Source organism: Streptomyces sp. NBC_01288, from assembly GCF_035982055.1.
In the GTDB taxonomy this organism is placed as follows: domain Bacteria; phylum Actinomycetota; class Actinomycetes; order Streptomycetales; family Streptomycetaceae; genus Streptomyces.
In genome coordinates, this window is the sequence record NZ_CP108427.1 from 5,566,778 (window position 1) to 5,585,651 (window position 18,874).

Annotated in this window: 20 protein-coding genes; 9 read left to right on the top strand and 11 right to left on the bottom strand. The window is 68.6% G+C overall.

Translation table 11 applies throughout. The annotated features are described in order from the left end of the window. Positions 1-64: 64 nt before the first annotated feature. Positions 65-994, bottom strand: coding sequence for a mycothiol synthase (gene mshD, locus OG194_RS24980; protein ID WP_327403027.1), 930 nt, complete (start codon positions 992-994; stop codon positions 65-67). A gap of 146 nt (positions 995-1,140) precedes the next feature. Here mshD and OG194_RS24985 point away from each other — a divergent pair, with 146 nt between their 5' ends. Beyond that, a complete protein-coding gene (locus tag OG194_RS24985) occupies positions 1,141-2,970 on the top strand; it encodes a bifunctional metallophosphatase/5'-nucleotidase (protein WP_327403028.1) in 1,830 nt (609 codons plus the stop codon). 1,356 nt (positions 2,971-4,326) lie between these two features. Continuing rightward, positions 4,327-6,186, top strand: coding sequence for an ABC transporter ATP-binding protein (locus OG194_RS24990; RefSeq protein ID WP_327403029.1), 1,860 nt, complete (start codon positions 4,327-4,329; stop codon positions 6,184-6,186). Between the two features lie 3 nt (positions 6,187-6,189). Here OG194_RS24990 and OG194_RS24995 read toward each other — a convergent pair whose 3' ends face one another. The 4 genes from OG194_RS24995 to OG194_RS25010 all read right to left on the bottom strand — a co-directional run bounded on the left by OG194_RS24995 (position 6,190) and on the right by OG194_RS25010 (position 8,837). Beyond that, a complete protein-coding gene (locus OG194_RS24995) occupies positions 6,190-6,948 on the bottom strand; it encodes a response regulator transcription factor (RefSeq protein ID WP_327403030.1) in 759 nt (252 codons plus the stop codon). 44 nt (positions 6,949-6,992) lie between these two features. Next, entirely contained in the window at positions 6,993-7,724 is a 732-nt protein-coding gene (locus OG194_RS25000; RefSeq protein ID WP_327403031.1) for a PH domain-containing protein, read from the bottom strand. Positions 7,725-7,816: 92 nt separating this feature from the next. Beyond that, complete coding sequence (locus OG194_RS25005; RefSeq protein WP_327403032.1) at positions 7,817-8,413, bottom strand: hypothetical protein; 597 nt, start codon at positions 8,411-8,413, stop codon at positions 7,817-7,819. Between the two features lie 112 nt (positions 8,414-8,525). After that, positions 8,526-8,837, bottom strand: a complete 312-nt coding sequence (locus OG194_RS25010) for a hypothetical protein (RefSeq protein ID WP_327403033.1) — start codon at positions 8,835-8,837, stop codon at positions 8,526-8,528. Between the two features lie 238 nt (positions 8,838-9,075). On the opposite strand from OG194_RS25010, the gene OG194_RS25015 reads away from it, so the two are divergent. From OG194_RS25015 to OG194_RS25035, 5 genes are all read left to right on the top strand, one after another. Beyond that, positions 9,076-9,915, top strand: a complete 840-nt coding sequence (locus tag OG194_RS25015; RefSeq protein ID WP_327403034.1) for a helix-turn-helix domain-containing protein — start codon at positions 9,076-9,078, stop codon at positions 9,913-9,915. Next, the gene (locus OG194_RS25020; protein WP_327403035.1) at positions 9,899-10,108 is read left to right on the top strand and encodes a DUF397 domain-containing protein; all 210 of its coding nucleotides are present in this window, start codon (positions 9,899-9,901) and stop codon (positions 10,106-10,108) included. Before OG194_RS25015 ends, OG194_RS25020 begins: the two co-directional genes overlap by 17 nt. After that, complete coding sequence (locus OG194_RS25025) at positions 10,105-10,326, top strand: DUF397 domain-containing protein (RefSeq protein ID WP_327403036.1); 222 nt, start codon at positions 10,105-10,107, stop codon at positions 10,324-10,326. The genes OG194_RS25020 and OG194_RS25025 overlap by 4 nt, the downstream gene beginning before the upstream one ends. Positions 10,327-10,474: 148 nt before the next feature. Then, positions 10,475-10,825, top strand: a complete 351-nt coding sequence (locus tag OG194_RS25030) for a hypothetical protein (protein WP_327403037.1) — start codon at positions 10,475-10,477, stop codon at positions 10,823-10,825. Beyond that, positions 10,822-11,022, top strand: a complete 201-nt coding sequence (locus OG194_RS25035; protein WP_327403038.1) for a hypothetical protein — start codon at positions 10,822-10,824, stop codon at positions 11,020-11,022. Before OG194_RS25030 ends, OG194_RS25035 begins: the two co-directional genes overlap by 4 nt. Positions 11,023-11,368: 346 nt before the next feature. Here the strand turns inward: OG194_RS25035 and OG194_RS25040 are convergent, their stop codons facing one another. The 6 genes from OG194_RS25040 to OG194_RS25065 form a co-directional block, all read right to left on the bottom strand. Further along, complete coding sequence (locus tag OG194_RS25040) at positions 11,369-12,850, bottom strand: sensor histidine kinase (RefSeq protein ID WP_327403039.1); 1,482 nt, start codon at positions 12,848-12,850, stop codon at positions 11,369-11,371. After that, positions 12,847-13,584: a response regulator transcription factor gene (locus tag OG194_RS25045; RefSeq protein ID WP_019064547.1), complete on the bottom strand. Its 738-nt coding sequence runs from the start codon at positions 13,582-13,584 to the stop codon at positions 12,847-12,849. The genes OG194_RS25040 and OG194_RS25045 overlap by 4 nt, the downstream gene beginning before the upstream one ends. Before the next feature lie 137 nt (positions 13,585-13,721). Next, the gene (locus OG194_RS25050) at positions 13,722-13,928 is read right to left on the bottom strand and encodes a hypothetical protein (protein WP_033281327.1); all 207 of its coding nucleotides are present in this window, start codon (positions 13,926-13,928) and stop codon (positions 13,722-13,724) included. Between the two features lie 35 nt (positions 13,929-13,963). Beyond that, complete coding sequence (locus OG194_RS25055) at positions 13,964-15,238, bottom strand: S1C family serine protease (RefSeq protein WP_327403040.1); 1,275 nt, start codon at positions 15,236-15,238, stop codon at positions 13,964-13,966. A 291-nt stretch (positions 15,239-15,529) separates the two neighbouring features. Next, positions 15,530-16,555: a LacI family DNA-binding transcriptional regulator gene (locus OG194_RS25060; RefSeq protein ID WP_327403041.1), complete on the bottom strand. Its 1,026-nt coding sequence runs from the start codon at positions 16,553-16,555 to the stop codon at positions 15,530-15,532. 118 nt (positions 16,556-16,673) lie between these two features. Then, a complete protein-coding gene (locus OG194_RS25065; protein WP_327403042.1) occupies positions 16,674-17,474 on the bottom strand; it encodes a winged helix-turn-helix transcriptional regulator in 801 nt (266 codons plus the stop codon). 203 nt (positions 17,475-17,677) lie between these two features. Here OG194_RS25065 and OG194_RS25070 point away from each other — a divergent pair, with 203 nt between their 5' ends. Together OG194_RS25070 and OG194_RS25075 are read left to right on the top strand one after the other, a co-directional pair. After that, entirely contained in the window at positions 17,678-18,562 is an 885-nt protein-coding gene (locus OG194_RS25070; protein WP_327403043.1) for an alpha/beta hydrolase, read from the top strand. A gap of 55 nt (positions 18,563-18,617) precedes the next feature. Beyond that, positions 18,618-18,872, top strand: coding sequence for a MoaD/ThiS family protein (locus OG194_RS25075; RefSeq protein WP_033281322.1), 255 nt, complete (start codon positions 18,618-18,620; stop codon positions 18,870-18,872). Positions 18,873-18,874: the final 2 nt, after the last annotated feature.

Consider the following 18,874-nt stretch of genomic DNA (forward strand, 5'->3'; position numbering starts at 1 on the left):
GGGGAGGGTCCCCTCCGGCGGGGACGGGCAAAGGGCCGCACCGCCCGAGCAGGCGCAGCGAACCCTACGACTCCGAGCGGTACATCAGGTCCGTCTCGTACGTCGTGAATCCCAGCCGCTCGTACACCGACACCGCCGCCTTGTTGTCCGCGTCGACGTACAGCATCGCCGTAGGAAGCCCCTGCGAGGCCAGGTGCCGTAGCCCGATCGTCGTCAACGCCTTGCCCAGCCCCCCACCCTGCGCCCCCGGCAGCACCCCGACGACGTAGACCTCACCGAGCTGCTCCTGCTCGTGGACCTTGGTCCAGTGGAAGCCCACCAGCTCCCCGCCCCGTTCCGCCAGGAAGAACCCCTCGGGGTCGAACCACGCCTCGGACTTACGGTCGTCCAGGTCGCCCTGGGTGAGGGAACCCTGCTCGGGGTGGTGGGCGAAGGCCGCGGCGTTCACGGCGAGCCATGCCGCGTCGTCGACGCCGGGGACGAAGGTCCGTACGGTCACGCCCTCCGCGAGCACCGGATCCGGCAACTCCAGGTCGGTCAACGGCCGCCGCAGCTGCCGGAGTTCACGGAACATCGTGAGCCCGAGAACCTGCGCGAGATGACGCGCGGCGGCATGCCCACCGTGCGCCCACACCCGGAGCCGTTTCCCCGACGCGGCCAGCAGCGCGGCGCCGAGCGCCCGCCCGTGACCGTGCCCCCGGTGGGAGGGGTGGACGACGAGTTCGGCGGCCGGCGCCTCCACCGGATCGGTGTCCTCCAGCTGCGCGTAGCCCACGAGTTCGGCGCCCAGGGTCAGCAGCAGATGCGAGACCCCGTCCCGCTCACCCCCGCGGATCCGCAACCGACCCTGCTCGGACACCGCCTGCTGCCCGTCGACGCGGGCGGCCTCGGCGATCAGCGCGAGGACGGCCTCCGCCTGGTCCGGGGTGAGCGCGGAGTACGTCTCGATGGAACGGGAGCCGGGCGCGGGCCGTACGGTGTCGTCGCTGGTCATGGGTATGAGGGTAAGCCGATCCCCCCGCAAAGTGGCGGCAAAGAAGAAACCAGGATGTAACCAAGAACCCCCTGTCACGCTACGCGCGTTGACCCTAGGCTGCGCCGGAACGTGGTGACCTTCTCAGCCGACACACAGGGGGGCTCATGCCAGCCACAACCCAGCCGAACCGCCCGCGCAGACGCCGTACCGCCGCACTCCTCGCCGCCACGGTGAGCCTGGCCACGGCGGGTGCGCTGGCCGCGGCACTCCCCGCCGACGCGCACGGCAACCCGACCGGAAAGGGAAGCGGAAGCGGCCACGGCCACAGCTCCAAGCCCAGCCGCTACCAGGACGTTCAACTCCTCTCCTTCAACGACCTGCACGGCAACCTGGAGCCCCCGTCCGGTTCCTCCGGCCGCGTCGCCGAACTCCAGCCGGACGGCACGACGAAGACGATCGACGCGGGCGGCGTCGAGTACCTCGCGACGCATCTGCGCGACGCCCGCAAGGGCAACCCGTACTCGATCACCGCGGCCGGCGGCGACATGGTCGGCGCGTCCCCGCTGATCTCGGGCCTGTTCCACGACGAGCCGACGATCGAGGCCCTCAACAAGCTTGATCTGGACGTCACTTCGGTCGGCAACCACGAGTTCGACGAGGGCGCGAAGGAGCTGGCGCGGCTCCAGAACGGCGGCTGCCACCCCACCGACGGCTGCTACGCGGACAAGAAGTTCAAGGGCGCCGACTTCCCCTACCTCGCGGCCAACGTCCTCGACGAGAAGACCAAGAAGCCGATCCTGAAGCCCTATTGGGTGTGGAAGAAGAACGGCGTCAAGGTCGGCTTCATCGGCGTGACCCTGGAGGGCACCCCGGGCATCGTCTCCGCGGACGGCGTCAAGGGCCTCCAGTTCAAGGACGAGGTCGAGACGATCAACAAGTACGCCAAGGAGCTCCAGAAGCAGGGCGTCAAGTCGATCGTCGCGCTGATCCACGAGGGCGGCTTCCCGGCCTCCGCGTCGTACAACTACGACTGCGACGCGTCCGGTTCGGGCTCCGGCATCTCCGGCCCGATCGTCGACATCGCGAAGAACGTCACCCCGGCGGTGGACGCGCTCGTCACCGGCCACACGCACAACGCGTACGTCTGCACGATCGACGACCCAAGTGGCAAGCCCCGTATGGTCACTTCGGCGGCCTCCTTCGGCCGCCTCTACACGGACACCACGCTGACGTACGACCGTAAGACGGGCGACATCGCGCGTACGGCGGTCAAGTCGGCGAACCACGTGGTCACCCGGACCGTGCCCAAGGCCGCCGACATGACCTCCCTGATCGGCAAGTGGAACACCCTCGCGGCCCCCATCGGCAACCGCGCGATCGGCTACATCGCCGGGGACGTCAACAACACCGGCACCGAGTCCCCGATGGGCGACCTCATCGCGGACGCCCAACTCGCCTACGGCAAGCGGCTGGACCCGGAGACCGACCTCGCGCTGATGAACCCGGGCGGGGTGCGGGCGGGGCTGACCTACAAGGCCACCGGTGCCGAGGGCGACGGCGTGGTGACGTACGCCGAGGGCTTCACGGTGCAGCCGTTCGCGAACACGGTGAACCTCCAGGACTTCACCGGCGCCCAGGTGATCCAGGCGCTCAAGGAACAGGTGAGCGGCACGAACACGGCGGCGCCGAAGGTGCTCCAGGTGTCGTCCGGGCTGACGTACACGCTGGACCTGACGAAGACGGGCGCGGACCGGGTGGTCACGGACTCGATCAGGCTCAACGGTTCCGCGATCGACCCGGCGGCCACGTACCGCGTCGCGACGAACAGCTTCCTCGCGGGCGGCGGTGACGGCTTCACGACGCTGGGGCAGGGCACGGGCGACCTGGTCGGCACGGACGACCTGACCGCGCTGGCGGACTACCTGACGGCGAACTCGTCGGCCACCGGCCCGCTGGTGCCCCCGGCGGCGAACCGGATCACGATCGTCCAGTAACAGTCAGCAGCTTTTCCCTGCTCAGGGGCCCGGTGCCGCGTAGGTCGGCACCGGGCCCCTTACTGTTTTCCCGTTTTAAATTCTGTGTAAGAGCGGGTTCAGTTCCGCAAAGTCCATAAGAATCTTCCACAGGGATTGCTCAGGAAGGTCTAAGCGAAAAAGTCTTTTCCTGCGTCAGAAGTCCAGTAGTGTTTTCCATGTCGAAAGCGAACAGCGCAAACGACAAGAAGACGCAAGAGAACGCAAGAGACGAAGGAGAGCACGATGAGCTTCCACAAGATCGCCCCGGTGAAGAAGGCCCCCAAGCCCGCCCCGGCGCCCAAGAAGGCCCCGAAGAAGCACGCCCCGGCCCCGAAGCGCCGCCCGGTCGGCCACAAGTAGCCCGTCCGACCAGCCGCGATAAACCACGGATAAGAATTCCCAGGGAGGGAAATAAACCATGAGCTTCAACAAGATTCACCCCATCAGGCAGACCCGCAAGCCCGCCCCGGCCCCCAAGAAGCCGGCGCCGAAGAAGCCCGCCCCGAAGCGTCGCCCGGTCGACCACAAGGGCTGACAGAGAATTTACAGACGTAATTCAGAAGTAGTTCAAAGGCAATTGCAGCAGATCGGTAGAGGAACTGTTGCAGAACCGCAGCAGAGCCGGCAGCAGCCGCGACGGAGAGGGACACAGACATGAGCTTCCACAAGATCGCCCCGGTGAAGAAGGCCCCCAAGCCCGCCCCGGCCCCGAAGAAGAAGCCCGCGAAGAAGCCGGCGGCGGCCCCGAAGCGCCGCCCCGTGGGCCACAAGTAAGCCGCCGGCCCGGCCGTAGAAGACCCGCAGCACCCGCACCACTCAGAGCACCCGCAGCACCACCCGCAGTACTCGCACCACTCCACAACTCGCCGCGGCTGAGCGGCACTTACCGGGAGGGACCCCACCATGAGCTTCCACAAGATCGCCCCGGTCAAGAAGGCCCACAAGCCCGCTCCGGCGCCCAAGAAGGCCCCGAAGAAGCCGGCTCCGGCCCCGAAGCGTCGTCCGGTCGGCCACAAGTAAGCCGCAGGGCAGGCCGTAGAAGACCCGCAGCACCCGCAGTACCACCCGCAGTACCCCACAACTCGCCGCACTACAGCGGCACTTACCGGGAGGGACCCCGCCATGAGCTTCCACAAGATCGTCCCCGTCAAGAAGAGCCACAAGCCCGCCCCGGCCCCCAAGAAGAAGGCGCCGAAGAAGCCCGCCCCGAAGCGCCCCGTCGGCCACAAGGGCTGATCCAGCACACCCTGAGGCGGGGCCACCGGTTAGCGAGCGAACTCGCTCCGGTGGCCCCGCCTCGGCCATGACCAGCCCACGCTCTGAAGGGAGTTGACCATGAGGGAAGCCCGTGAGGCCTTCCGCCGTTTCTGGCCGCTGACCCGCGGTGACCGCAAGTGGCTCGCGGTGATCATCGCGTGTGTCGTGGTGTCGGCGCTCTCCGAGACCGCCGCGATCCTGCTGTTCGCGGACCTCACCGACAACGCCCTCAAGTCCGGTTCGCTGTCCGCCTTCTGGGGCCCGGCCGCGGCCTGGCTCGGTGTCGCCGCACTGGGCGCGCTCGTCGGCTACTTCGGCAACTCCCTCGCCACCTGGACCGCCGAACGCTTCGTCCTGCGCCTGCGCGCGAACGTCTTCCGGCACGTCCAGGACCTCCCGCCCCACTTCTTCCAGAAGCACCGCCAGGGCGACCTGGTCGAACGCCTCACCGGAGACGTCGAGGCCATCGAGCAGATGGTCGTGTCCGGAGTCGTAGGCACGATCTCGGCGGCCTTCTCCGCGGTCTTCTACGCCTGCGCGGCCCTGTACCTCCGCTGGGACCTGGCCCTGGCCACGTTCGTCCTCGCTCCCCTGTTCCTCATCGCCGCCCGCCGTTTCTCGGGCCGTATCAAGCAGGCCTCGACGGACGAGCGGGTCGCGGACGGCGCGATCACGTCCGTGGTGGCGGAGTCCCTCGGCAACGTGGTCCTCACCCAGGCGTACAACCGCCGCCGCGACGAGGAGAAGCGCCTCGACGTCGAAGCGCGCGCATGGATGAAGGCGTCGGTGCGCGGCGCCCGCCTGAGCGAGATGTACGAGCAGTTCGTGGAGGTCGTAGAGACCCTCTGCGTCCTGTCGGTGATCGGCCTCGGCGTCTGGGAGATCTCCGCCGACCGCATGACCCTCGGCGCCCTCCTCGCCTTCGCGGCCTTCATCGGCTACCTGTACCCGCCCGTCCGCAACCTCGGCCAACTCGGCCTCACCCTCACCGCCGCCACGGCCGGCGCCGCCCGTATCAACGAGATCCTGGACGCCACCCCGTCCGTCGGCGACCCCAGCCAACCCGTCCCCGCCTGGCCCGTCCACGGCTGGGTCAGCTTCCACGGTGTGACCTTCGCCTACCCCGGCGCGACCCGGAACTCGGTCGACGAAGTCACCTTCAGGGCGGACCCGGGCGAGCTGGTGATCATCACCGGCGAGAGCGGGGCGGGCAAGTCCACGCTCTCCAAACTCCTCACCCGCTTCTACGACCCCTCGGCGGGCGTGATCTGCCTGGACGGCGTCCCCCTCCGCGACGTACCCCTCGAATTCCTGCGGGAGAACGTCGCGTTGCTCCCCCAGCAGACCCTCATCCTCAACGGCACGGTCCGCGAGAACATCGAGTGCGGCCGCCCCGGCGCGACGGACGAGGAGATCGAACGGGCGGCGAGGTCGGCGGCGGCGCACGACTTCATCACCTCCCTCCCCGAGGGTTACGACACCCAGATCGCCCCCGGCACGGCGGCCCTCTCCGGCGGTCAGCTCCAACGGATCGCGATCGCCCGGGCGATGCTCCGAGAGGCCCCGGTCCTGGTCCTGGACGAACCGACGGCCGGCCTCGACTCGGTGGCCGCCCGCCAGGTGATCCAGCCTCTACGCCGCCTGATGTCGGGCCGTACGACCATCATGATCACCCACGACCTGAGCCTCGCCCCGGACGCGGACCGCATCCTGGTGGTGGAAGGCGGACGGTTGGTGGAGACGGGAACGCACGCGGAGTTGGTGGCAAGGGGCGGCGCGTACGCGCGACTTGCGGGTCCGCTCCCCGAAATGGCGATCACCGGAACGGGACGGCATCGTTCGCACCGCTCGCATCGTTCGGAGGACACGATGACCCTGCGCCAGGTCCCGCCGCAGGCACCGGACGAGACGATGATCCTGCGGCTTCCCCTCAAATAGGGATCATGTAGAGGGAGTTGCACGGAGGCTGTACCCGAGCCCCCGCACGGTGTGGATGAGCCGCGGTTCGCCGCGGCTCTCCAGTTTCCGGCGCAGGTACATGACGTACACATCAAGGGTGTTGGACGCGGGCTCGAAGTCGAAGCCCCACACGTGCCGGTGGATCTGCGACCGGGTGAGCGCGGCACCCGGATGCCTCAACAGGTACTCCAGCAACAGGAATTCGGTCCGCGTGAGATCGAGCGGCAGGCCGTCACGGGCGACGGTGCGGGTACGCAGGTCCATGACCAGATCCTGGAAGACGAGCCGTTCGAGCTCGGGCGGATGCTCGTCGGCGGCGTTCCGCTGGGCACCGCGCCGCAGCAACGCCCGTACACGCGCGAGGAGTTCCTCGACGGCGAACGGTTTCGAGAGGTAGTCGTCGGCACCGTTGTCGAGGGCGACGATCCGGTCGCCGACCGCGTCCCGCCCGGTGATCATCAGGATCGGCACGGTGGACCCGGAGGCACGGATACGCCGGGTGGCGGCGAGCCCGTCCAACTCTGGCATGGTGACGTCCATCAGCACGAGGTCCGGCGCGGAGGCATCATCCGGCACACCGAGGGACAGGCCGAGAGATACACCGAGAGATACGCCGAGCAGATCGAGCGCGGTACGGCCGTCTCCGGCGAGAACGGTCTCGTACCCCTCGAATCTGAGCAGCCGCCCAAGCCCTTCGCGTACGTCCACGTCGTCGTCGGCAAGCAGGATCTTCCGCGCCATCTGAACACGGTGTGACGGGCGGCTGTGCTGGGGCTGGCAGGGGGTTATGCGTGGGCTAGGGCTCGGATGTAGCGCCGACGGAAGAGAGGGGCGAGGAGGGCGTAGGCGGCGAGGGGGGCGCAGAAGAGCAGGAGGAAGGGGTGGGGATCGCCGTCGGTGACGGCCTCCCACACCACATACCCGATGGCGGCGAAGAGAACGAGCAGGGCCCCGGTGATCGCTCGCTCCCGGGCCTTGCGGTACGCGGCCCGCTCGCGGATGCGCACTTCGACCGCCGGGCGCCGCTCCCAGGTCATGCCCCGGTGCCGGGCGGCCGCGGTGTGCAGGCCGGCGACCTCGGCCCAGAGGTCCGGGAGCTGCCAGTCGTCGAGGTGGGGGAGGCGTGCCCTGCGGCCGTCGTTGTCGTAGAGGTAGGTCAACGACTTGACGTCGGCTCTGCGTTGGCCCGGATTGGTCTCTACGCGGAGATCGTAGATGTCGTGCCAGGCCCACCTGCGCACGCGGAAGGCTCCGCGGGTGGAGACACCGTCGGTCCCTACGGTGGTGCGCCCCCGTCGCACGGTGAGAATCGCCCAGACACCCAGCAGCGCCATGAGCGCCACCGCGAGCAGCCTGTACCGGCCGGGGATGGTGTCGGGCCGCGCCATCTGAAGAGCGAAGTTCACTTGGACGATGCACAGGGCGGCGAACCTTCCCCGGGACATCTTTCTCCGCCTGCGGTACTCCCGCTCGACCCCACGTCCGTCGTCGCGGTCGTCCTCGTCGTCCCCGCCCATCGACCCTCCCCAGAGCCTGTGTTGGGGGCGATCCTAAGGGCGGGAGCTGTGCCGGGCCGGGAGGGGGTGAGCCGGGGTTCGGTTCGCAGGGGCTACGCCAGGAACACGAACGCCGCGAACACGGCGATGAAGCCAGTGAGGCAGGCGAATTCCCAGGCTTTGCGGTGCCGTGCGCGCCGACGGATCAACGCTTCTGTCGCGGGCCTCGGCTCCCAGGTCGTGCCGTGGTGCAGGGCGGCCGTGGCGCGCAGGTCGGCGATCTCGGCGTGGAAGTCCGGGAGTTGCCAGTCGTCGACGTAAGGGAGGAGGAATCGGCGGCCCTGGACGTCGTAGAGATAGGTCAACCACTCGGATCCGTCCAGTTTCCCGGCGTGGTTGAGTTCGGGCCGGATGTCGTAGACGGTGTGCCAGGTTCGCGTCACCGACCGCAGGGTTCCGCGCGCGGTGATTCCGTCGGTGCCCACGATCGTGCGTCCCCGCCATCGGAACAACAGCATCGCGGTGAGCGAACTCAGCAGGATCGTCACGATCGCTGTCCTGGACGGCACGCCGGCGACATCGGAGTCCGTCGTCAGCTGGAGGACACAGTTCGCGACGATGACAGTCAGGGGGATGAGCCGCCGCCAGGACGACCGTCTTCGTCGGCCGTACTCCCGCTCGATGCCGCGCTCGTGCACGTCCTCGCCCATGACAACTCCCCCGTGTAGGACGGGTCGATGGTAGGCCGGGGAGCTGTGGGTGTCAGGAGGCGGACCGGGACCATGAAGGGCCCCGAGGTCAGTGGACGGGACCGGTCCGGGGTCACCGTTCGGGCTCCGGGATGCGTTCGCCGCGGCTGATGGCGATCCGGAGGGTGTCGCCGAGGGATTCGGACGCCCTGGTGAGTGCGAACCGTACGGCTCGTTCGCCGGCCTTCGGGTCGGCGAGTACGGCTTTGGCTCCGGCCAACACCTGTTCCCCGGATTCGAGTTGGGCCGCCTCGATGTCATCGGCGAGGAGGGAGAGCCGGCTGTCGTGGCTGTCGGCGCTGAGGTAACAGGGCTTGCCGTCGGGGGTGGTCCAGGGCAGCAACCGCAACTGCCGTTCGCCGTACGTGGTGTTGGGGATGGTCATGCCCGCACCGCCACTCCGTGGATACGGCGAGGCCCGACATCGATGCCGCGCACGAGTGCCATCAGTAGTAACTCCCAGATTCTTACGACGCGTTCACTCATTCCGCTGCGCTCCTCTGTCCTGCCGAGTGTCCTGACGAGCGGTGATTACCGTTCGTACCTCGATGGTCACTGGTGCGGCGTACGCTGCGGAAGAGGGTTGGCGTTGTCTGCGGGCCCAGGCAACGGGGAGGGGTGACGTGACCGAACAGGTTGACGCGGAGGGCGAGTCGGGGCGCGCGGTACTGGGACGGACGCTCCGGTATCTGCGCGAGAAGGCGGGAAAGTCACTCGGGCAGCTGGCCGAGGACACCGGCTACGACAAGAGCTACCTGAGCCGACTGGAGTCCGGGGAACGGCTGTCCAAGGTGACGGTCATGGAGGACCTGGACGTCTATTACGAGGCCGGTGAGCTGCTCGTCAGCCATTGGAAGGCGGCTCGGCTGGACGCGTTCAAGGACCAGTACAAGAGGTTCATGGAGTTGGAGGCGACGGCGCGGGTGATGAGGGTGTTCACACCTGCGGTGCCGGGTCTCCTGCAGACAGAGGATTTCGCTCGCGAGGTGTTGTCTGGGGGCCAGACAACAGCAGACGCCGAGGAGATGGTCGAGGAGCAGGTAGCCGCACGGCTGGGACGGCAGTACGTGCTACGGCAGAAGCCCGCACCCGATGTCCGGATCATCATGGACGAGGTGGCGTTCCGGCGACCCGCTGCCAGCGCCCAGACCTGGCACGACCAGTTGCTTCACCTGGAGACGGTCGCCACGTTGCCCAACGCGACCCTTCAAGTGCTGCCGTTTTCGGCGGGAGTTCATCACTACATGACGGGATCGCTGACCCTGCTCTGGCAAAAGAACGGCAGCGCCGTTGCTTACAAAGAGGGCGACGGATGCAGTCAGTTGGTTGAAGATCCGGACGATGTTCTGCGGCTCCGACTGTCCTACGATCGTCTTCGCGACCTGGCGTTGTCCCCACGGGACTCGCTGGTGTTCATCCGGGCTGTACTGAAGGAGCACAGACGTCATGACGCACACCCCTGACCTCAGCACCGCTGCGTGGCGCAAGTCGAGCTACAGCCAAGGCGGAGCCAACGACTGCGTTGAGGTCGCCGACGGCTACACCGGTGTCGTCCCTGTCCGGGACAGCAAGACCCCGGCTAGCCGCGAGCTGGTCTTCTCGGCTGGGTCTTGGCTCGCGTTCGTGGAACTGGTTCGGGGCGGGGAGGGGGCATGAGGTCCGCCCCCGACCTCAGCACAGCCGCCTGGCACAAGTCGTCCTACAGCGACAGGGGTGGCACGAACTGCGTCGAGGTTGCCGACGGCCACACCGGGCTGGTCCCCGTCCGGGACAGCAAGGCCCCCACCTCCCCGCCGTTGATCCTCGCCGCCGCGGCCTGGTCCGGGTTCGTGGACGGGGTCAAAGCCGGGGCGGCCGTGCGCACGTTCGGGTGACGTGAGTCGAAAGGCCTGACGTTCGCCGCCGCGCCTCCCTCATCGTTGATCTTCCGGTCGAATGGACGGCCGGGAGACCAACCACCGAGAGGGAACGGACGAGCCGGTTATGGTCGTAGACACGACGCGTCGAAGGAGGGCGCCGGCCATGACTGCTCACGTTGCTGAACCCGAGCCGTCCGTCCCGCCGATGCCCGAGCGGACGCCGAAGGCGCTGCTCAGGGCCATCGCGCAGCACACCCCCGAACTCCTCCCCGACTTCGACGCCCACTGGAAGTGGGCGATCGCCGACGCGTACGACGTAGGTCCCGTGCCCGCGTTCATGGCCCGCTGGTGGGGTGAGTACGCCCTCGCCCGTGACCCCAGGCTGGACGCGCATGTCCGCGACCTCGAACACCGTGCCGCGTACGAATGCATCGACATCGCCGAGGCCAAGGCCCTGCTCGAAGCGGCGGCGAAGATTCACTACCGGGTCCGAGACCTGGAGCCCGGCGAGTGACCGATGGGTTCGTGAGGTCGCCATGGCAGGCGGACTGGCGAACCGATGCCCTCGCCACCATCGTCCTCGCGGTGCGAGCTGAACTGGTCGCCGCGAAGGATCCGTACTTCCGTGGCATCAATGCCGACGCCGGGTTACCCGAGAGCATGAGCGTCATGCCGGGCCGGTCCACCGAACCGAAGGGCCGCCACCTCTAGATCGTGGTCGAAGAGGTCTTCTGGCGAGAACCTGAGCCTATCGCCCTGCCTCCGGCAGAGGAGTAGCGATGGCGGAGACCCCAACTGGCCACCGAGCAACCGACGTTGGGGCGGTAGGTGAGCAGGTTGCGGAGTAAGTCGCCGCCGCGCGAGAGGTGCAGAGGGCTCTGACGCTCAGCCGAGTCCGGTGGGCCGTCCTGAAGCAAGGACGCCGCCGCGGCCTCGCCCGCGCCGAACAGGGCGTCGGAGAGGCGGAGCTGGTCGGCGCGGGGTAGCGGGACTTCTCGACCCCTCCCCCGAAAAAGTGTGACACTTCGGCAAGAAGTGTCACACTTTTTCGGGCTACCTACTGGGGGGAGGTGGAGCTTTCGGGCGGTGCAGTCGGCGCCCCCGGCATCCGTACCGTCGCCACCGTCCCCCCACCCGGCGCGTGCGCCAACGTCACCTCTCCGCCCGCCTGTTGGACCGTGCGGGCGACGATCGACAGGCCCAACCCCGAGCCGGGCAGCGCCCGTGCACTCGGTGAACGCCAGAACCGGTCGAAGACGTGTGGGAGTTCGTCGGCGGGGATGCCGGGGCCGTGGTCGCGGACGGTGAGGACGCCGTGGGTGAGCTGGACCTCGATCGTGCCGCCCTCGGGGCTGAACTTCACCGCGTTGTCGAGGATGTTGACGATCGCGCGTTCCAGGGCGGAGGGCTCCGACTGGACGTACCAGGACTGTACGTCGGCCGTGATCGTCAACTCCGGGCCGCGCAGGCGGGCTCGGCGCAGGGCGGATTCCACGGTGTCCTGGAGCGAGACCACCTGGACGCGCTCACCCCGTTGGCCCTCCGAGCGGGACAACTCCTGCAAGTCGCCGATCAGGGACGCCAGTTCGGTCATCTGCGCCTTCACCGAGGCGAGCAGTGCCTTGCGGTCCGCCGGGGGGATCGGGCGGCCGGTCTCCTCGCTGCGGGTGAGGAGTTCGACGTTCGTGCGGAGGGAGGTGAGGGGGGTGCGGAGTTCGTGACCGGCGTCCGCGATGAGTTGTTGTTGCAGCTCGCGGGAGTTGGCGAGGGAGGTAGTCATGGAGTTGAAGGAGCGGGAGAGGCGGGCGATCTCGTCGTCGCTGTCCTCGTCCACGGGGATGCGGATGGCCAAGTCCTCGGTACGGGCCACGTGTTCGACGGCCTCGGTGAGTTTGTCGACGGGGCGGAGACCTGCGCGGGCGACAGCGAGGCCTGCGGCTCCGGCGCCGACGACTCCGATGCCGGAGACGAGGAGCAGGATCAGGGCCAGTTCGTTGAGCGTGTTCTGGGTGCCGTTGAGGGGTACCGCGACCAGGAGCCCGACATTGGGCCCGACAGCCCCGGAGGTCGTGGTGGTGGGGGACACGAAGCGCGTCATCACGCGTACCTCGTTGCCGTCCGTGTCCGTGCCGTTGCGGTAGTAGACCCGGTTCTCGATCGCGTTCTTGATCTCGTCCTTGTCGGCCTGGGTGACCTTGACCACTCCCGTGGAGTCACCTGAGACGCAGACCTTTCCTTTCTCCGTGACCACCTGGGAGTAGGAGTTCCGGACGATGAAACCGTTGTTGGTCTGCGGGACCGTCTCCGAACAGTTGAGGAGGGCGGACTGGACCTGCGGGATCTGACCGGGCCCCCTCATCGCCGACCTCTGCAGGTCGTTGTCCAACTGCTCGTACAACTTCCCCTGCACGATGAACCAACAGGTCACCGAAACCGCCGCCACCCCGAACGCCACCGCCGCCGCGACCAGCATCGCCAGCCGTGACCGGATCGGCAGTGTCCGGAACCGGTGCAGGAACCGGTCGAGGACCTTCTTCACTCCGCGCCACCCTGCCGCAGCACATACCCCACACCACGAACCGTGTGCACAAGCCGAGGCTCGCCCCCGGCTTCCGTCTTCCGGCGCAGGTACATCACGTACACATCAAGGGAGTTGGAGGACGGCTCGAAGTCGAAGCCCCAGACCGCCTTGAGGATCTGCTCGCGGGTGAGGACCTGCCGGGGATGCGCCAGGAACATCTCCAACAGCGTGAACTCCGTGCGGGTCAGCTCGACTTGGCGGCCGTTCCGCGTCACCTCACGGGTCGCGAGGTCCATGCGGAGGTCGGCGAAGGTGAGGGAGTCGTCCTCGGGGGCGTTCCCGGCGGCGGCTGCCGCCGCGTACGAGCTGCGGCGGAGCAACGCCCTTACCCGCGCGAAGAGTTCGTCGAGTTCGAAGGGCTTGACCAGGTAGTCGTCGGCGCCCGCGTCGAGGCCGGTGACGCGGTCGCCGACCGTGTCGCGGGCCGTCAGCATCAGGATCGGGGTCGTCGTGCCGGCGCCCCGCATCCGGCGGGCCGCCGTCAGGCCGTCCATGCGCGGCATCTGGATGTCGAGGACGACCAGGTCGGGCTGGTACGCGGTCGCCTTCTCCAGCGCGTCCGCGCCGTCGACGGCGACCTCGGTGTCGTACCCCTCGAACGCGAGGCTGCGCTGGAGTGCTTCGCGTACCGCCGGCTCGTCGTCGACGATCAGGATGCGCTGGGTGTCACGGTCGCCTTCGGCGGGGCTCATGGCTGGATTCCTCGGGTGCGGTGGGACGGGGAGACAACGATCGGCTGGTCGCAATCAGCCTCGCATGTTTCCCGGCCGGTGCGTGAAGAGGGGAGGAAGTGAGAAAAAGGGTGAGATCGGCTTCCCCTGTCTCCGGCTCAGCCTCGCATCGTCTGGAGGCGGTTCAGCGGCACCTTGCGGTGGTGCGGACGGGCCGCGCTGGTCCGCAGCCCCATCAGCTCCGGGACGGGTGCCACCTCGGGCGCCCGCGCCGCCGGCGCGTGCAGTTCGTACGCCACCCCGAGGGCCAGGCCGAGACCGGCCGCTCCGGTGTCGGTCACCGTGTGCGAAACCTGCTTGATCATGACGTACTCCCTACTTGGTTCGTGTGGGGCAGTGCTTAGCTGTCGGAACCGCCCGCCCGCAGCGAAGCCAGGTCCGCCTTGACGGTGTTGATCGGGATGGCGAAGCCGATGCCGATGTTTCCGGCCTCGGACGACGAGGACGAGGAGTCCGAACTGGACGAGTACATCGCGGAGTTGATGCCGATGATGTTGCCGTTCGCGTCGATCAGGGCGCCGCCGGAGTTGCCGGGGTTGAGGGCCGCGTCGGTCTGGATCGCCTTGTACGTCGTCGTGGACGAACCGGTGTCGCCGTTGAACTGCTGGCCGCCGAACTGGAACGGCCACTGGCCGCTGCCGCCGCTCGAATCCGAACCCTGGCTCTGGCTCTCGTCGGTCGAGACGGTCACGTCACGGTTCAGGGCGGAGACGATGCCGCTGGTGACCGTGCCGGTCAGGCCCTCGGGGGAGCCGATCGCGACGACCGTGTCGCCGATCTGGACGCCGGCGGAGTTGCCGAGGGTGGCCTTCTTCAGGCCGGAGGCGTTCTCCAGCTTGAGGAGCGCGAGGTCCTTCTTGCTGTCGGTGCCGACGACCTTCGCGGTGTACGACTTGCCGTCACTCGTCTTGACCTTGATGGACGAGGCGCCGGAGACGACGTGGTTGTTGGTGACGATCTGGCCGTCGGTCGTGATGATCACGCCGGCGCCGGTCGACGAACCGTTGCTGAGGGTGGCCTCGACCTCGACCACGCTCGGGCTGACGGTCGCGGCGATCGTGGCGACGTCGCCCTTCTTGCTGGAGGGCACGACGGCGGTGGTGGTGCTGGAGGTGGCGACGGTGTCCTTGCCGGTCAGCTCCTGGAAGGCGTACGCCGTGCCGCCGCCGACGGCCGCCGCGACGATCGCCACGGCGGCGAGCAGCGCGAACGGACCCCGGGTGCGCTTCTTCGGCTTGGGCGCCTCGCCCTGGACGTGGGTGAGGAGAGCGGTGTCGCCGCCGCCGTGACCGCCGCCGCCGTCGGCGGCGAGAGCCCCGCCGTCACCGGCGCCGTAGCCGTCACCGCCGCCGTACGCTCCGCCGTCGGCGCCGAAGGCGGCCTGCGGGGCGGGCGAGGGGGCGGGAGTCTGGGTCGGCCACGCGGGAGCGGCCGGCTGCTGAACCTGCTGTACGGGCTGCACCGGCTGAGCCTGCTGCACCGGCGGCTGGTAGGCCGGCGGGGGCGGCCACTCCGGGTTCACGGGAGAAGAGGCGTGCTGCTGCTGGGGGTACGCCTGCGGCTGGTCGCCCTGGGGGGTCTCGTACTCGCCGCTGCGGCGGAAGCTCTCGGTCATGGAACAGAGCCTGTCGCGCGATCATGAGAGGTACCTGAGTCCCCGCTGAGAAGCCCGACAGAACCTCGTATGCCCGATATAAAGACGCCGGAGCCCTGCAAACTCGGGGATTCCTGCGAACCCTGTGACCGCAGAGGCGAACCCGCTGACCTCTCCAACACAGGCCCGCAAAACCAGCCCGTCCGGCGTTTGAGGACGAGCCCCCTTCAGGGCCGATACGGGGGCCCGGGGGCAGAGCCCCCGGCAACGGACCCGCGGCCGAACGGCGTCAGGTCCTCGCAGCCGAAGACCTCAGCCCTCGCACCCACACGACTGCCGTATCACCAGCCGCGACGGAAACACCTTCAGTCGCTCGCGCCGAGACCCCGCCACTCGCAGGCCGTCGTCGAGGACGAGGTCCACCGCCGCGCGGGCCATCGCCGGGCGGTCCGATGCGATCGTTGTCAGCTTCGGGTCGGCCAGGGCCGCTTCCTTGATGTCGTCGAAGCCGATGACACCCAGCTCGCGCGGTACGTCGATGCGCAGCTCGCGCGCGGCCCGCAGCAGGCCGATCGCCTGGTCGTCGGTGGAGCAGAAGATCGCGGGGGGACGGCGGGGCCCGGCGAGGATGCCGAGGGCGACCTGGTAGGCGTCGTAGCGGTTGTACGGGGCCTCGAAGAGGCGGCCCTCGGTCGGCAGGCCGGCCTCGGTCATCGCGCGCCGCCAGCCCTCGACGTGGTCGGAGACCGGGTCACCGACGGACGGCGTCTCCGCCGTACCGCCCATACAGGCGACGTATTCGTAGCCGTGCTCAAGGAGGTGGCGGACGGCCAGCTGGGCGCCGCCCAGGTCGTCCGTGACGACCGCCACGTCGTCGATCGCCTCGGGGCGTTCGTGCAGGAGGACGACGCGGGCGTCCCACGCCTCGATCTCGGCGGCCGCGTTGTCGTTCAGCGCGTGGCTGACGAGGATCAGGCCGGAGACCCGCATCCCGAGGAACGCGCGCAGATAGTGGACCTCGCGCTCGCCCACGTAGTCGGAGTTGCCGACCAGCACCATCTTTCCGCGCTCGGACGCGGCCTGTTCGACCGCGTGCGCCATCTCCCCGAAGAAGGGCTGGCGCGCGTCCGGCACGATCAGGCCTATGAGGTCCGTACGCCGCGACGCCATGGCCTGGGCCACCCGGTCGGGTCGGTACCCCAGTTCCTTGATCGCGGCGAGGACACGCTCGCGCGTGGCCGGGGCAACCGGCCGGGGTCCGTTGTTGATGACATAGCTGACAACGGCGGTCGAAGTACCCGCCAGCCGCGCCACATCATCCCGAGTCACCTTGGCCACGCGCGGAGTCTACGCGGATGGACCCGCTCTGGGCAGGGCGTTTCGAAGCTTCTCTCAGCTTCCGCGCACCATCTCCGCGCGGAGCCGACACCGAGAAGCGGCGCCCTGCCCGGAACGGTTACGCCTCGGCCGGGATCTCGGCGGCGTCCAGCGCGGCCGAATCGGCCGTACCGTCCGCATCCTCCGGCTTTGCGTCGGCGATGGCAGCGCTTGCCTTGAGCTTGGCCTCGTCGCCGCCCCGGTCACCCTTCTCCGGGGTAACGAATCGATAACCGACGTTCCGGACGGTCCCGATCAGCGACTCGTGCTCGACTCCGAGCTTCGCGCGCAGCCGTCGTACGTGGACGTCGACCGTGCGCGTGCCGCCGAAGTAGTCGTAGCCCCAGACCTCCTGGAGCAGCTGGGCGCGCGTGAAGACGCGGCCCGGGTGCTGGGCGAGGTACTTGAGGAGCTCGAACTCCTTGAAGGTCAGGTCGAGGACCCGGCCCTTGAGCTTGGCGGAGTACGTCGCCTCGTCCACGGAGAGGTCGCCGTTGCGGATCTCCATGGGGGAGTCGTCGTTGACGATCTGCTGGCGGCCCATGGCCAGGCGCAGTCGCGCCTCGACCTCGGCGGGGCCCGCCGTGTCGAGCAGGACGTCGTCGATGCCCCAGTCGGCGGTGACGGCCGCGAGGCCGCCCTCGGTGACGACGAGGATGAGCGGACAGCCCGGACCGGTGGACCGGAGGAGCTGACACAGGCTGCGCACCTGGGGCAGGTCGCGGCGGCCGTCGATCAGGATGACGTCGGCACCTGGGGTGTCGACGAGAGCGGGGCCTTCCGCCGGTGCCACGCGCACGTTGTGCAGCAGCAGGCCAAGGGCCGGAAGCACCTCCGTAGACGGCTGGAGGGCATTGGTCAGGAGCAGCAGAGAACTCATATGTCTGGTTCCTCCTCGGTCCCTGCGAGGACGTATGCGGCACTGCGGCATTGCGGCGATGCTCTGTGATCCCGGGGGCTCTGTATCGCCTACGGCCACCTGCGGTTTCCCGTGGCGTACCGCTTCGTATACAACGCTCCCGGAAGCACAAAAGGACCCGGGGGCTTCGCTGCCCGAGTCCTCTGTCCAGCAGAATAGCCCACATGAGCGCTGGTACGGCAGGTCATGTGGCACGATCCACCGTTCGTCCGAACTCTGAGACGATCAGACGTACACCTTTGCGGACGTTTCTGCACACCGACGACGGGGTGACGATCGATTCCGTATACGAACCGGGGGCGTCCGTATACGACGCCTCCCGGTCACCTTCCGGTGATCCGGTGTTCGTCGTGGCGCACGGTTTCACGGGCGATGTGGACAAGCCACATGTACGCCGGGTCGCCGAGGCGTTCCTCCAGTACGGGGCCGTGGTCACCTTCTCCTTCCGGGGCCACGGCGCCTCCGGCGGACGCTCCACCGTCGGCGACCGCGAGGTGCTCGATCTGGCGGCGGCGGTCGCCTGGGCGCGCGAGCAGGGGCACGCGCGGGTGGTCACCGTCGGCTTCTCGATGGGCGGTTCGGTGGTGCTGCGGCACGCGGCGCTCTACGGCTCGCAGGCGCACGCCGACGGCCGGAGGCGCGAGGGGCGCACAGAAGCGCACACGGACGCGGTGGTTTCCGTGAGTGCGCCGGCCCGCTGGTACTACAGAGGGACGGCCCCCATGCGCAAGCTGCACTGGCTGGTGACCCGCCCCGAGGGCCGGCTGGTCGGCCGCTACGCCCTCAACACCCGTATCCACCACCGCGATTGGGACCCGGTCCCGCTCTCCCCGGTCGAGGCGGTCCCGCGCATCGCGCCGACCCCGCTCCTCATCGTGCACGGCGACCGCGACGGCTACTTCCCCGTCGACCACCCCCGCATGCTGGCCGACGCCGCCGGTGACCAGGCCGAACTCTGGCTGGAGCCGGGCATGGGCCACGCCGAGCACGCGGCCGCGGACGACCTGCTGGCCCGCATCGGGCGCTGGGGCAATTCACAGGACGGCTAGCCTGACGGTGTTGACGCCCGATCCGTCGACACCGGTCTACCGAGGAAGCGAGCACATGCCAAAGGTCACGGTGCGCTACTGGGCCGCCGCGAAGGCCGCGGCCGGCATCGCCGAGGAGCCGTACGACGCGGTCACCCTCGCCGACGCCCTCGCCGCCGTCCGCGAGCGACACCCCGGGGAACTCGCCCGCGTACTGCTGCGATGCTCGTTCCTCGTCGACGGTGATCCCGTGGGCACCCGCGGACATGAGACGGTACGGCTGGCCGAGGGCGGCACGGTCGAGGTGCTCCCGCCGTTCGCAGGAGGATGAGC

What these genes read in the sequence shown, in the direction of transcription:
- mshD (WP_327403027.1), bottom strand. Translation starts at nt 994, where the DNA reads ATGACCAGCGACGACACCGTACGGCCCGCGCCCGGCTCCCGTTCCATC.
- OG194_RS24985 (WP_327403028.1), top strand. Translation starts at nt 1,141, where the DNA reads ATGCCAGCCACAACCCAGCCGAACCGCCCGCGCAGACGCCGTACCGCC.
- OG194_RS24990 (WP_327403029.1), top strand. Translation starts at nt 4,327, where the DNA reads ATGAGGGAAGCCCGTGAGGCCTTCCGCCGTTTCTGGCCGCTGACCCGC.
- OG194_RS24995 (WP_327403030.1), bottom strand. Translation starts at nt 6,948, where the DNA reads ATGGCGCGGAAGATCCTGCTTGCCGACGACGACGTGGACGTACGCGAA.
- OG194_RS25000 (WP_327403031.1), bottom strand. Translation starts at nt 7,724, where the DNA reads ATGGGCGGGGACGACGAGGACGACCGCGACGACGGACGTGGGGTCGAG.
- OG194_RS25005 (WP_327403032.1), bottom strand. Translation starts at nt 8,413, where the DNA reads ATGGGCGAGGACGTGCACGAGCGCGGCATCGAGCGGGAGTACGGCCGA.
- OG194_RS25010 (WP_327403033.1), bottom strand. Translation starts at nt 8,837, where the DNA reads ATGACCATCCCCAACACCACGTACGGCGAACGGCAGTTGCGGTTGCTG.
- OG194_RS25020 (WP_327403035.1), top strand. Translation starts at nt 9,899, where the DNA reads ATGACGCACACCCCTGACCTCAGCACCGCTGCGTGGCGCAAGTCGAGC.
- OG194_RS25025 (WP_327403036.1), top strand. Translation starts at nt 10,105, where the DNA reads ATGAGGTCCGCCCCCGACCTCAGCACAGCCGCCTGGCACAAGTCGTCC.
- OG194_RS25030 (WP_327403037.1), top strand. Translation starts at nt 10,475, where the DNA reads ATGACTGCTCACGTTGCTGAACCCGAGCCGTCCGTCCCGCCGATGCCC.
- OG194_RS25045 (WP_019064547.1), bottom strand. Translation starts at nt 13,584, where the DNA reads ATGAGCCCCGCCGAAGGCGACCGTGACACCCAGCGCATCCTGATCGTC.
- OG194_RS25050 (WP_033281327.1), bottom strand. Translation starts at nt 13,928, where the DNA reads ATGATCAAGCAGGTTTCGCACACGGTGACCGACACCGGAGCGGCCGGT.
- OG194_RS25055 (WP_327403040.1), bottom strand. Translation starts at nt 15,238, where the DNA reads ATGACCGAGAGCTTCCGCCGCAGCGGCGAGTACGAGACCCCCCAGGGC.
- OG194_RS25065 (WP_327403042.1), bottom strand. Translation starts at nt 17,474, where the DNA reads ATGAGTTCTCTGCTGCTCCTGACCAATGCCCTCCAGCCGTCTACGGAG.
- OG194_RS25070 (WP_327403043.1), top strand. Translation starts at nt 17,678, where the DNA reads ATGAGCGCTGGTACGGCAGGTCATGTGGCACGATCCACCGTTCGTCCG.
- OG194_RS25075 (WP_033281322.1), top strand. Translation starts at nt 18,618, where the DNA reads ATGCCAAAGGTCACGGTGCGCTACTGGGCCGCCGCGAAGGCCGCGGCC.